At 70.3% G+C, this 12,188-nt stretch carries 11 protein-coding genes and 1 pseudogene; 10 read left to right on the plus strand and 2 right to left on the minus strand.

The genetic code is table 11. The features are described from left to right. Positions 1–112: 112 nt before the first annotated feature. The gene (locus ACZ60M_RS25095; RefSeq protein ID WP_465421929.1) at positions 113–823 is read right to left on the minus strand and encodes a hypothetical protein; all 711 of its coding nucleotides are present in this window, start codon (positions 821–823) and stop codon (positions 113–115) included. Positions 824–961: 138 nt separating this feature from the next. Beyond that, positions 962–2,173, minus strand: coding sequence for an MFS transporter (locus tag ACZ60M_RS25100; RefSeq protein ID WP_465421931.1), 1,212 nt, complete (start codon positions 2,171–2,173; stop codon positions 962–964). 65 nt (positions 2,174–2,238) lie between these two features. Between ACZ60M_RS25100 and ACZ60M_RS25105 the strand changes: the two genes are divergently transcribed. The 10 genes and pseudogenes from ACZ60M_RS25105 to ACZ60M_RS25150 form a co-directional block, all read left to right on the plus strand. Beyond that, entirely contained in the window at positions 2,239–2,619 is a 381-nt protein-coding gene (locus ACZ60M_RS25105; protein ID WP_465421933.1) for a MerR family transcriptional regulator, read from the plus strand. A gap of 107 nt (positions 2,620–2,726) precedes the next feature. Beyond that, a complete protein-coding gene (locus tag ACZ60M_RS25110; protein ID WP_465421934.1) occupies positions 2,727–4,142 on the plus strand; it encodes a hypothetical protein in 1,416 nt (471 codons plus the stop codon). Between the two features lie 110 nt (positions 4,143–4,252). Continuing rightward, positions 4,253–5,269, plus strand: coding sequence for a LacI family DNA-binding transcriptional regulator (locus tag ACZ60M_RS25115; protein ID WP_465421936.1), 1,017 nt, complete (start codon positions 4,253–4,255; stop codon positions 5,267–5,269). Further along, positions 5,266–6,168, plus strand: coding sequence for a carbohydrate ABC transporter permease (locus ACZ60M_RS25120; RefSeq protein WP_465421938.1), 903 nt, complete (start codon positions 5,266–5,268; stop codon positions 6,166–6,168). Before ACZ60M_RS25115 ends, ACZ60M_RS25120 begins: the two co-directional genes overlap by 4 nt. Then, on the plus strand, positions 6,165–7,019 hold the full coding sequence (locus ACZ60M_RS25125; RefSeq protein WP_465421940.1) for a carbohydrate ABC transporter permease: 855 nt from the start codon (positions 6,165–6,167) through the stop codon (positions 7,017–7,019). Before ACZ60M_RS25120 ends, ACZ60M_RS25125 begins: the two co-directional genes overlap by 4 nt. Positions 7,020–7,057: 38 nt before the next feature. After that, positions 7,058–8,335, plus strand: coding sequence for an ABC transporter substrate-binding protein (locus tag ACZ60M_RS25130; protein ID WP_465421942.1), 1,278 nt, complete (start codon positions 7,058–7,060; stop codon positions 8,333–8,335). 227 nt (positions 8,336–8,562) lie between these two features. Then, the gene (locus ACZ60M_RS25135; protein ID WP_465421943.1) at positions 8,563–9,708 is read left to right on the plus strand and encodes an ADP-ribosylglycohydrolase family protein; all 1,146 of its coding nucleotides are present in this window, start codon (positions 8,563–8,565) and stop codon (positions 9,706–9,708) included. Next, positions 9,705–11,057, plus strand: coding sequence for an ADP-ribosylglycohydrolase family protein (locus tag ACZ60M_RS25140; protein WP_465421945.1), 1,353 nt, complete (start codon positions 9,705–9,707; stop codon positions 11,055–11,057). The genes ACZ60M_RS25135 and ACZ60M_RS25140 overlap by 4 nt, the downstream gene beginning before the upstream one ends. After that, positions 11,054–11,965, plus strand: a complete 912-nt coding sequence (locus ACZ60M_RS25145) for a ribokinase (protein WP_465421946.1) — start codon at positions 11,054–11,056, stop codon at positions 11,963–11,965. Before ACZ60M_RS25140 ends, ACZ60M_RS25145 begins: the two co-directional genes overlap by 4 nt. After that, positions 11,952–12,188 (plus strand): annotated as a pseudogene (locus ACZ60M_RS25150) (hypothetical protein); the annotation flags it as partial. The gene ACZ60M_RS25145 and the pseudogene ACZ60M_RS25150, both read left to right, overlap by 14 nt.

Below are 12,188 nucleotides of genomic sequence, written 5' to 3' on the forward strand. Positions count from 1 at the left end.
CCCCCCCCCCCCCCCCCCCCCCCCCCCCCTCCCCCCCCCCCCCCCCCCCCCCCCCCCCCCCCCCCCCCCCCCCCCCCCCCCCCCCCCCCCCCCCCGCTGCCGATCCGTCCATTTACGACAGGAAGCTGCCGTAAGGGCCGTTGCGGATGCCGTTCTTCTGCTGGGTGTTGAAGTGGCAGTTCGGGTACGCGTAGAACGACGCCGACATCGGGGTGCCGTCCGTGAAGCTGGAGTCCGGCAATCCGAGGGCGTGGCCCATCTCGTGGACCATGCCGCCGTACCAGCGGTTCATGTCGCCGCCGAGGCCCGCCGCGCCGTCGGCGTCGTGGCCGGACAGGATCGCCCAGCCGCCGCCACCGCCCCCGCCCGAGACGCCCTCCTTCTCGGCGCTGATCTCGCCGATGTTGATCCACCGGCGGTCGGGCGCGTTCAGGCCGAGCCGGCGCATCAGCTCCTGCTGCATGTTGAACACCACCCACCAGTACTCCTCGCCGCCGTTGGGGGTGTTCTCGTACCAGGCCGCGTCGTGCTCGCCCGCGACGACCTCCACGACCGGGTCGTTGAGTTTGAACGTGACGCCCAGCTCCTGCTTGTAGTAGCGCTGGGTCTCGCGCATGACGTTGGCGATCCCGTCCGGGTACCGCTGGTCGTACGGGACGTCGGTCGGCCGCAGCCAGTAGGTGCGGACGGTGCCCGTGGGCGGCGCGGCGCCCGCGCCCTCGGCGAACCCGAGGGAGCCGAGCGCCCCCGCCGCCGGTGCGGCGACCGCCCCGAGCAGTGCGGCGCGGCGCGAGAACCGCGAGGTCGATTGCTGTGCTTCCATTTGCATACCTCCGTGAGGCAGGTAAGGCCGGTAGGCACCCGAAACATTCCGAAAAGGTTTTCGGGCGACTTTTCGCCATACTATGGCGCGCACCGCATCCGGTCAACGCATAGATGCACATCTATGGTTTCCGAAACTTCAGGACTCCAGTCCCGGTCGCCTGCTCGGGAATCCGTGCCCCCGCGCCGCGATCACCACGATGAGCACCGGCACCATCAACGCCAGTACGCCCCAAGGGAACGACCCGGCCCCGAACGAGCCCAGCATGACCCCGCCGAGGGCGCCGCCGCCCGCCATGAACGAGTTCCAGGTGGTCACGAGCAGCGGCTGCGCCCGGTCCCCGCCCGCGTCGTTGACCGCCGTCTGCATCACCGTGGGCACCCCGCCCCAGCCCAGTCCCCACAGGACGACCGCGGCGAACAGCGTCACCGGGTTCGAGGCGAACACCGTGAGCATTGCGGCAGCGACCAGGAACAGGACCGCGCCGGTGATCGTGAGCAGCCGCAGCCGCCGGTCCACCAGTGCCCCGGTCACCACGATGCTCAACACCGAAGCGACGCCGAACACCAGCAGCACCGCCTCGCGGTGGCCGTCCATCCCGTTGGCGTCCAGGAACGGCGCGATGTACGTGTACAGGATGTTGTGCGCGAGGATGTACGCCGCGACGGTGAACAGCACCGCGACCACGCCCGGCAGCCGCAGCGCCCCGAGGATCGACTGCCGCTCGCCCGCCTTCCGGCCCGGGAACTCCGGCACCGCGGCGCGAATCCAGACGATCAGCAGCACCGAGACGGCCGCCATGAGGCCGAATGTCAGGCGCCACCCGAACAGGTCGCCCAGGAAGGCCCCCAACGGGATGCCCAGCGAGAGCGCCAGCGGCACGCCCGCCATCGTCAGCGCGATCGCGCGCCCCTGCAGGTGCGGCGGCGCGAGCCTGCGCGCGTACCCGACCAGCTCGGCCCACACGACCGCCGCCGCCACGCCCGCCGCGAGCCGGAAGCCCATCGTCAGGAGGTACGAGGACGAGACCGCCGTGACCGCGTTGGCGATCGCGAACAGCGCGACCGCGACGAGCATCAGCCGCCGCCGGGGCCACGACGCGGTCGCCATGACGACCGGGACCGCCGAGAAGCCCGTGGCCAGCGCGTAGACCGTGAGCGTCTGCCCGGCCGCGGACTCGCTCACCGACATCCCGGCCGCCATCTCCGGCAGCACGCCGGCGGGCAGCGCCTCAGTGAGGATCGCCATGAACGCGGCCGTGGTGAGGGCCAGCAGCGGCCAGAGCGGGAGTCGTTCGGGCGCAACAGGTTTCGTCTGATCGGGAATACGATCGGCATGCGTTGTGGTCATAACCTGTACCCTCCGACCTTCACACCTATGTGAGGGTCAAGCCAGGACCGAGTGAGGTGCGACATATGCGAATCGGCGAGCTGTCCGAGCGGACCGGCATCCCCCGGCGGATGCTGCGGTACTACGAAGAGACGGGCATGCTCGTTCCCGACCGCTGCGCCAACGGCTACCGCAACTACAGCGCCGAGAGCGTCGACAAGGCCCTGCAGATCCGGGGCCTCCTCGACACCGGCATGCCGACGCGGGTCATCCGGCAGGTGCTGCCGTGCCTCAAACAGCCCCGCGACATCCTCGTCTATGACGCCACCCCCGAGACCCTCCACCTCCTCGAACGCGAACTCGACGGCATGACCGAGCGCATCGCGGTCATGTCCCGCAACAGGGACGCCATCGCCCGCTACATCGACACGGTGCACCTGGCGCAGGCGCGGGACGCCGCCGTCTGAGGGCAGCATGTGAACGGTCATCGCGCTGTGGGTAGGGTCGGCTTGCTAGATCCACATTCCACGCGCGGCCCGGCCGCGCGCGGGCATATCGAAGGACGAAACCGGCAATGAGTAGACCTTCGCAGCCTTCGGCTTCCGATGAACGGAAGCCCCGCTTGGCGAACTGGAAACGCATCTCCATAGTGGCCGCCGCGGCGGCACTCCTGTTCGCGGGGACGACCATGGCCACGGCCCTGGCGACCTCGCCCACCGCCTCTGAAGGCGACGACGAGGCCCTGGAGTCCTCGGCCAGCACCTCCGAGACCGCCGCCGCGACCACCGACGAAGCCCCCGACGCGGCCGCGCTGGCCGGACCCTCCGAGTCCCCCTCGCCCGAAGCGGTGGGGGAGTGCGAGCGGGTCCCCAGCGCCGCACCGGAAGTCACCGTCACCCAGGTCGACGCGAACGCGATCGGATACGGGCAGGAAGGCGACACCGACCGCCTGCCGATGGCCATAGCCGCGCGGCCCGGCGGGTCCTGGCTCGCGTGGGTGGGAACCGATGACCAGATCCACCTCGGCAAGCTCGACTGCGACGACGAGCTCGAAGGCGACCCGATCGCGTTCGAGGGCATCGACCTCCAGGACGTCATCGCCGATGAGGACGGCGTCGTCGTGCTCGTGACCCGCGAAGGCGACTGCGGCGGCGGGCAGCTCTGCGGCGGCGAGTCCAGCCCCTGCAACACGATGCACATGGTGCGCTTCGACAACGACGGCAACCAGGTCTGGGAACGCGAGGTCACCAACCTCGGCGACGGCCTCGGCGGCTACGACGACGGCGCCCGCTTCATCTGGTGGTACCAGCACCACGGCCGCCTCGCGACCGACGGCGAGAACTTCGCCGCTTACTTCGGCGTCGCCATTACCGTCGCCAACGGCGGCTGCGTCGACATCCACCAGGGCGACCGCATGCAGGTCGTCGACAAGGACGGCAATCTTGTCGACCACGCCGACAGCTTCGAGGTCGGCTGCAGTCACAGCTGGAACACCCGGATCGTCTGGAACCCCGACAAGGAAGCGTTCGGGATGGTCTGCGCCACGGACAACGAATGCCGTATCGCGCAACCAGATCCCTATGAGACGGTCGCCTTCGGCGTCTGCGACGGCACCCTCTTCGGCGGCGACCTCATCTACACCGGCGATGGTCCGCACTACTGGACCGCCTGGAGCCAAGGCGGCGAGATCCGCTTGGAGCACTTCGATCCGAACTCCAACTCCATCGAGACGGGAATCGAATCCGCGCATCCGCACCTCGTCAACTACGGGCAGGGCCTCATGTTGCTGGCCTGGGAGGACGGCGACGGCATCGCCGCTCGAATCCTGAACTCTGGCAGCGGCACCGCCGTAGGAGATGATTTCTCGATCGACGTACCTGACCACAACTTCCAGGCGTTCAAGGCCTACGACGACGGCAGCGTCGCCTATCCCGCCGCGGGCGGCGACGGCACTATCCAGATCGCGCGGGTGATGCCCTACAGCGGCTGACCTGCCGACTCACAAGCCGAACATTGAATAGTGACAATGAAGGTGAACTCTGCTAGCGTTCGTGAAATCGTTCTTAAGAACGTTCTCAACGACGAGGACAGGGGCCGCCCATGCCTGCGAAGCGATCGAGCCTGGCGCTCGTGGCCGCTCGCGCCGGGGTCTCGGTCGCCTCCGTCTCGCGAGTCCTCAACGGGGGCTCGGCTTCTGAAGAACTGACCCGCAAGGTCCGCGAGGCGGCCGACGCCCTCGGCTACGTCCCCGACGCCAGCGCCCGTACCCTCCGCACTGGACGCACCGACCAGATCGCGCTCGCGGTAGCCGACGTCGGCAACCCCGTCTATGTGCAGATGATGCGGGCCGTCACCGGCGTGGTCGCCAAAGCCGACTACCGACTCGTGGTGTCCTCCACCGGAAGCGACCCGCAAGACCAGATCGACCTGCTCCGCAGCCTCAACCGCGGCTACGCCGACGGCCTCCTCCTCAGTCCACTGCGGATCACCCCGGAACTCGTCGACGCCATGCGGTCGAGCCGACTGCCGATCGCGGTGATCGGCTCGCTCCCCGACGACGTAGCGCTCGACAACGTGCGCGCCGATTCGGCTACGGGCATCGGTCTCGCCGTCGAGCACCTGGTCGCCTGCGGCCGCCGCCGGATCGCGCTCGTGAACGGCCCCGTCGACACCGTCCCCGGCTCGGCCCGCCTCGCCGGGTACCTCGCCGCCGCCGACCGCTTCGACCTGCCCGTCAAACCCGAACTCCAGGTCACCGCAACGGGGTTCACCTACCGTGCCGGGCGCAAGGCCGTCGCCGAACTCCTCGCGCGCTCCACACCGGACGCGATCGTGTGCGCCAACGACCTCCTCGCCGTTGCGGCGTTGAAGGAACTCGCCGCCGCCGGGGCCCGCGTCCCCGACGACGTGTCCGTGGTCGGCATGGACGACACCGACACCGCCGAACTCGCCACGCCCTCACTCACCAGTGTGGACCTCGGCTCCGCAAAACGCGCCGCGGCCGCCGCGAAACTGCTCGTCCGCCGCATCGCCGACCCCGCCGCCCCCGTCCGCAGGCTCGTCATCCCCCCGAGCCTGTCGCTCCGCGAATCGACCCCGCAGGAGACCGCCCGATGACCACCCCTCCACCCTTGCGCCGCAGGCGCTCCACCGAAGGCCGCGAGGCCTGGCTGCTCGTCCTCCCCGCCCTCCTCCCCGTCATGATCTTCAGCGTCTACCCCCTCGTCTACGGCGTCCTCCTCGGCTTCACCGACGCCGAAGCCGGGCTCAACACCGAGACGCACGCCAACGGCCTCGCGAACTACGTCGAACTCGCCGGGAACGGCCTGTTCTGGGAGTCGTTCAAGATCGGCCTGGTCTGGGCCTTCAGCGTCACGATCCTGCAGTTCCTCGCCTCGCTCGGCCTGGCCCTGCTCCTCAACCTCGACCTGCGGCTGCGCTGGCTCGCCCGCACCCTCGCCCTCATCCCGTGGGCCATGCCGCCGGTGATCATCGCGATCATGTGGCAGCTCATGCTCAACCGCAACTACGGCCCCGTCAACCGCACGCTCGGCGCCCTCGGCCTCCCCGACGGCATCAACTGGCTCGGCGAGGCCTCGACCGCGCTGCCCGTCGTCATCATCGTGGGCGTCTGGGCCGGGATGCCGCAGACGACGATCACGCTCCTGGCCGGACTCCAGTCCGTGCCCGCCGAACTCGGCGAAGCGGCCGCGATCGACGGCGCGAGCACCTGGCGCCGCTTCTGGCACGTCACGCTGCCTTCCCTGCGGCCCATCGTCATCGCCATCACCACCCTCGACCTGATCTGGAACTTCAACTCCTTCGCGCTGGTCTTCGTGCTCACCGCCGGGGGCCCCGGCGGGACCACGATGCTGCCGAGCCTGTTCGCCTACAACGAGGCCTTCCGCTACGGCAACTTCGGGTACGCGGCGGCCATGGGCAACGTCATGGTCATCGTGATCGGCGCGTTCCTGTTCTTCTACCTGCGCGGCCAGATGCGGAGGCGCCTCCAATGACGACAGCCCCGAAGACCTTGGGCCGCAACCCGTTCGCCCGCCCCCTCCAGTACCTCGCCCTCCTCGCCTACATGTGCTTCCTCGGGTTCCCGCTCGTGTTCCTGCTGACCACCGCGTTCAAGACCCCGCAGGAACTGCGCTCGCCCGACGCCGGGCTCCTCCCGCAGCAGCTCGACTTCGACAACTTCACGTCCGCCATCGACAAGGCCGATCTCTTCACCGCCGCAGGCAACAGCCTCCTCGTCGCGGTCACGACCACCGCGATCGTCACCGCCGTCTCCCTGCCCGCCGCCTACGCCCTCGTCCGCTTCCGAACGAGGCTCCGGGCGGCGGCCACCGGCTGGATTCTCCTCAGCCAGGTCTTCCCGTTCATCCTCATCATCATCCCGCTGTTCCTGCTGCTCAAGGACATCGGACTCGTCAACACCCTCCTCGGCCTCGTCCTCGTCTACGCCGTCTGGGCCCTGCCCTTCGCGCTGTGGATGCTCCAGGGCTACGTCGCCGCCATCCCCGTCGAACTCGAAGAGGCCAGCGCGGTCGACGGCGCCGGCCGCCTCAAGACCCTCGCCCGGATCGTGCTGCCCCTGCTCGCCCCGGGCCTGGTCGCCACCAGCCTGTTCACGTTCATCAACTCCTGGAACGAGTTCTTCTTCGCGCTCGTGCTCATACAGGACCCGGACATGCAGACGCTGCCGCTCGCGCTGGCGCGCTTCCTCGGCGCCGAGGGCCAGGTCGAGCTGGGCCAGCTCGCGGCGGCCGCGCTCCTGTCGTGCATTCCGAGCCTCGTGTTCTTCCTGCTCATCCAGAAACGGCTCACGGCCGGACTCCTCAGCGGCGCGGTCAAGGGCTGACCCCCTTACCCGCCCGTGCCTACCGAAAGAGAGAAACCATGCGCACTCGCAACAGCGCCGTCGCGGGCGTACTGGCACTGCCACTCGCATTGACCGGCTGCTCCGCCTTCGGCGTGGGCGGCGACGACACCGACGCCTCGACGATCACGTTCCAGTCGCTCGCGTTCCAGGACACGACGATCAAGGCGACCGAGGAGATCGTCGCCGCCTGGAACGAGGCGAACCCCGACACGCAGGTGGAGCTGGTGCAGGGCAGCTGGGACAACGTGCACGACCAGCTGGTGACCCAGTTCCAGGGCGGCACCGCGCCTGACGTGATCCACGACGAGTCGGCGGACATCATGGGCTTCGCCGAGCAGGGGTACCTGGCCGATATCGGCCCGTACCTGAGCGAGGACGTGAAGTCCGCGGTCTCGGAGGACGTGTGGCAGTCGGTGACCTCCGCGAGCGGGGTGGTGGTGGCCGCCCCGACCCTGCTCCAGTCCTATGTGGTGTTCGTGAACACCGACGCGTTCGTGGATGCGGGCGTGGAGGTCCCGGCCGGTGCGACCCTGGGCTGGGACGAATTCCAGGCGCTCGCGAAGGAACTGACGGCTGACGGGAAGTACGGGGTGGGCTGGGGCATGCAGCAGCCGACCGCCGCCGTCATGAGCCTGTCCCTCGGCTTCGGCGGCACGTACTTCTCCGGTGAAGGCGACGCCGTGGAGATCGCGGTGGGGGAGCACGAGCTCGCCGTGCCCGAGCGCATCCACGCGATGGCCTATGACGACCAGTCCCTCGACCCGGTCTCGCTGACGCAGAGCGGTTCCGACGTGCTGCCGGGCTTCTTCGACGGGAAGTACGCGATGTACGTGGCGGGCAACTACGTGGCCCAGCAGATCACCGAGTCGGCCCCCGAGGGCTTCAACTGGGGCGTGCTGCCGCCGCTCGCGGGCACGGCGGGCTCGGCGCAGGCCGCGAACCCGCAGACGATGTCCGTTGCGGCCGAGAGCGACAACGTGGAGGGCGCGGCCGCGTTCATCGACTTCTTCATGCAGGCCGAGCATCAGGCGAAGCTCGCCGAAGGCGACTGGCTCATCCCGGCCTCCAGCGACGCCCGCACCCAGGTCGCCGAGAACACGGCGGGGGAGAACGGCTGGGAGGCCATCCTCGCCTCCGGTGAAGGGCTCACGGCCGCGCCGTTCCAGTCCGCTGTGAACTATCCGCAGTGGAAGGACCAGTACGCCACCCCCGCCCTCCAGCAGTACCTGGCCGACGAGATCAGCGCCGAGGAGCTGGCTACCCAGCTCACCGACGGCTGGAACGAACTGGGCTAGCACGAACTCCGCCGGGGCCGGCGCCCTTAGGGCCCCTTGTCGGGGCCCCGGCGGGCGCTATCCGGCCCATTTGCCCGCTCGCTGCGTTGTCGGCCTTTCAGATACAACCCCGGTATCTGAAAGACCTTCCGCCTTGCGAGCGAACAAATGGACTCGGATACCGCCTCGCCAGGGCCCCGACAAGGGGCCCTAAGCCCCGGCGGACTCCGAAACCGAAAAGGAGACACATGGACACCTTGACCGGCAAGGCGACCGGAGCCCTCGCGGGAGCGGCGGTGGGCGACGCGCTCGGCGGTGCGGCCGAAGGGAACACGCCCGAGGCCATCCAGGCCCGCTACGGCGGCTTCATCGAGGGGATCGTGCCCCCGTTCTTCGAGGACTGGCGCAACGCCCGCCCGATCGCCCCGTACCACAAGGGCGACGGGCACATCACCGACGACACCTTGATGACCACGGCCCTCGTCGACGTGTACGCGGCCGTGCGCGGCCACCTCGACGCGCACGCGATCGCCGAGCACTTCGTGCCGCTCCTCATCGGCGACAAGCGCTGGATTCCCGAGTTCGAGTCCGAGGCGCTGCTGCTGCACCGGATCTTCCTCGCCGAGAAGTGGCTCGTGGCCCGTCTCCACTACGGCCACATCGACCCCCGCGAGGCCGGGGTCGGCAACATCGTGAACTGCGGCGCGACCATGTACGTCGCGCCCGTCGGCATCGTCAACGCCGGGGACCCCGACGCGGCCTACGCCGAGGCGGTCGACATCGCCGGCGCGCACCAGTCCAGCTACGGCCGGGAGGCCGCCGGAGTCTACGCGGCGGCCGTCGCCGAGGCCATGCGCCCTGAATCCGATGTGGACGCGATTGTCGCGGCGGCACTGCGGCTCGCCAAGGACGGCACCCGCGACGCGATCGCCGCCGTCGCCGAAGCCGCCCAGGGCATTCGCGACTGGCGCCACGGCCTTGCCGACCTGCGCCGCGCCGTCGAGCCCTTCGACACCGTCGGCCCCGACTACCGCGCCCCAGCACGCGACGCCCGCATCCCCAGCCGCACCAAGGCGATCGAAGAACTCCCGATCGCCCTCGGCCTGCTCATCGCCACCGGCGGCGACTACCGCGAAGCGGTCCTCGGCGCGGTCAACTACGGCCGCGACTCCGACTCGATCGCCGTCATGGCCGGGTCGATCGCCGGAGCCCTCGGCGGCCTCGGAGCCGTCCCGACCGAATGGATCGAGGGCGTCAGCGAAGGCAGCCGCACCGACGTCACCGCCACCGGCCCCGTGATCGCCGCCGCCGCCCGCGACATCTGGGCCGCCGACGCCGAACGCGCCGCCCGCGTCGCCAAGGCCCGCACCGCCTTCACCGGAGCCGCCGCATGATGCGCCTGTCCTGGACCCAGCCCGAAGACCTCCTCCCGCACGCCCTCGCCGCCGCCGACCTCGACGGCCGCGACGCTGCCGCCATCCGTGAACGCTGGCTCGCCACAAGCGGTACGGCCACACCGGCCACCAGCGGCGCCTCGCCCGAACCCGCGCCCGAACCGCTGCGGGCCCTCGCGCGCGAGCTCATGGACGAGCTCGACCGGGTCCCCGATCTCGAACGCCTCCAAGCCGACGAGCCCGACGACCTCACCGCCACCTTCGCCAGCGCCGCCGTCCCGCACCTGCCGCAGAACGCCCCGGCCGACCGTGCCGACCGCGTCCACGGCGCCTGGCTCGGCCGCGCCGCCGGGTGCCTCCTCGGCAAACCCGTCGAGAAGCTGCCGCTCGAAGGCATCCGCGCGATCGCCCGCGCCACCGGCAACTGGCCGCTGCGCACCTACTTCACCGAACACGGCCTCGACCCAGCGACCGCCGCCCAGTACCCCTGGAACCGCCGCAGCCGCCCCACCAGCCTCGCCGAGAACATCGACGGGATGCCCGAGGACGACGACCTCAACTTCCCGCTCATCGCCCTCCACCTCCTCGAACGCCACGGCCGCGCCTTCACCACCGCCGACGTCGCCCAGGCCTGGCTCGACCTCCTCCCTGCGGGCCGGGTCTTCACCGCCGAGCGCATCACCTACCGCAACCTCCTCGACGGCCGCGAACCCGAGGCCGCAGGCCGGGTCGGCAATCCGTTCCGCGACTGGATCGGCGCCCAGATCCGCACCGACCTGTACGGCTGGGCCAGTCCCGGCGACCCCCGCGAAGCCGCCCGCCTGGCCTGGGCCGACGCGCGACTCAGCCACGGCCGCAACGGCCTCTACGGCGCCGTCTTCGCGGCCGCCGCCAGCGCCGCAGCCGTCACGGGCGCGTCCGTCGCCACGAGCATCGCCGCCGGGCTCGCCCTCGTCCCGCCCCGCAGCCGCTACGCCAAAGCGATCCGGCGAGGCCTCGAACTCGCCCACGGCGAACTCGGCGACGAAGCCGCGATCGACCTGCTCCACGACGAGTACGGCCACCTCCACTGGGTGCACGTCCTCAACAACGCCGCGCTCCTCGCGTTCGCCCTCGCGCGCGGCTCCGGAGACTTCGAGCGCACCGTCACCCTCGCCGTCTCCGGCGGCTGGGACACCGACTCGACGGGCGCTACCGCAGGCTCGATCGCGGGAGCAGCGACCGGCGCCGCGAAACTCCCGGCTCACTGGATCGCGCCACTCGACGACCGGCTGGCCACGTCTGTGCCAGGCTTCGCAGGGGCGCGATTCACCGCCCTAGCGATTCGGACAATGGAGGTAACCCAATGAGCGTCGTCGTCATCGGAAGCGCGAACCTCGACCTGGTCTACGAGGTCGAGCGCATCCCCGCCCCCGGCGAGACGGTCCTGTCGCGCGGCTCCGCGTCCTTCCCCGGCGGCAAAGGCAACAACCAGGCGATCGCGGCCGCCCGCGCCGGGGCCGAGACGAAGTTCATCGTCGCGCTCGGCAGCGACGCCGCAGGCGACCGCCTCGCCGGGCAGGCCCGGAACGCCGAGATCACGCTCCTGGACCGCCGCGTGGACGCCCCGACCGGGACGGCCGTGATCTTCGTGGACCGCAAGGGCGAGAACTCGATCGTCGTGAACTCGGGCGCGAACGCCGAACTCGTGGACCTCACCCCAGAGGAACTCGCCGAGATCGCCGCAGCCGACGTCCTCGTCCTCCAGCTCGAGACGCCGCTGCCCACCGTGACCGCCGCCATGCACGCGGCCCGCGCCGCCGACACCGTCGTGGTCCTCAATGCCGCGCCGAGCGGCTCGTTCCCCGTAGAGCTGCTGAGCCAGGTCGACGTCCTCATCGTCAACGAGCACGAGGCCGCCGAACTCGCTGGTGAACCGGCCGGGACCGGCGAGCGCTCCCTCATGTCCGTCCTCACCTCGCACGGCTGCGACGTGGTCATCACCCTCGGCTCCGAAGGCGCGTTCGTCGGCGGCCACGGCACCGTCCCGGTGAAGGTCCCCGCCTTCCCCGTCGAGGTCAAGGACACCACCGGCGCGGGCGACGTGTTCGTGGGCGCCTTCGCCGCCACCCTCGACCACACCATCACCGCCGAACGCTCCCTTGTGGAAGCCACCGAGTTCGCGACCGCCGCCTCCGCCCTCGCCGTCCAGCGAAAGGGCGCGGGACCCTCCATCCCCACAGGAACGGAGGTGCACAAGTTCCTTGCCTCCCAATGACTTCAACCCCCTCATCCCCAGGCCGCTCGACCTGCCGACCCACCTGCCGCCCGGCGGCCGGATCGACCCTGACAAGGGCGACGTAGCGAAGATCTTCGCCGCACCCGAAGACCCCGCCGACTGGCCCCGCTGGCGGGCCGACCTCGCCGCCTGGCGCGAGGAGGCCCGCCCACTCTTCGCCCCCCACCGTCACGCCTCCTGCCCCCCCCACAACCCCTCGGTG

The sequence above is a fragment of the Glycomyces sp. NPDC050141 genome (assembly GCF_055586545.1).

Coding starts and splice junctions, on each gene's coding strand:
- ACZ60M_RS25095 (WP_465421929.1), bottom strand. CDS start 823: ATGGAAGCACAGCAATCGACCTCGCGGTTCTCGCGCCGCGCCGCACTG.
- ACZ60M_RS25100 (WP_465421931.1), bottom strand. CDS start 2,173: ATGACCACAACGCATGCCGATCGTATTCCCGATCAGACGAAACCTGTT.
- ACZ60M_RS25105 (WP_465421933.1), top strand. CDS start 2,239: ATGCGAATCGGCGAGCTGTCCGAGCGGACCGGCATCCCCCGGCGGATG.
- ACZ60M_RS25110 (WP_465421934.1), top strand. CDS start 2,727: ATGAGTAGACCTTCGCAGCCTTCGGCTTCCGATGAACGGAAGCCCCGC.
- ACZ60M_RS25115 (WP_465421936.1), top strand. CDS start 4,253: ATGCCTGCGAAGCGATCGAGCCTGGCGCTCGTGGCCGCTCGCGCCGGG.
- ACZ60M_RS25120 (WP_465421938.1), top strand. CDS start 5,266: ATGACCACCCCTCCACCCTTGCGCCGCAGGCGCTCCACCGAAGGCCGC.
- ACZ60M_RS25125 (WP_465421940.1), top strand. CDS start 6,165: ATGACGACAGCCCCGAAGACCTTGGGCCGCAACCCGTTCGCCCGCCCC.
- ACZ60M_RS25130 (WP_465421942.1), top strand. CDS start 7,058: ATGCGCACTCGCAACAGCGCCGTCGCGGGCGTACTGGCACTGCCACTC.
- ACZ60M_RS25135 (WP_465421943.1), top strand. CDS start 8,563: ATGGACACCTTGACCGGCAAGGCGACCGGAGCCCTCGCGGGAGCGGCG.
- ACZ60M_RS25140 (WP_465421945.1), top strand. CDS start 9,705: ATGATGCGCCTGTCCTGGACCCAGCCCGAAGACCTCCTCCCGCACGCC.
- ACZ60M_RS25145 (WP_465421946.1), top strand. CDS start 11,054: ATGAGCGTCGTCGTCATCGGAAGCGCGAACCTCGACCTGGTCTACGAG.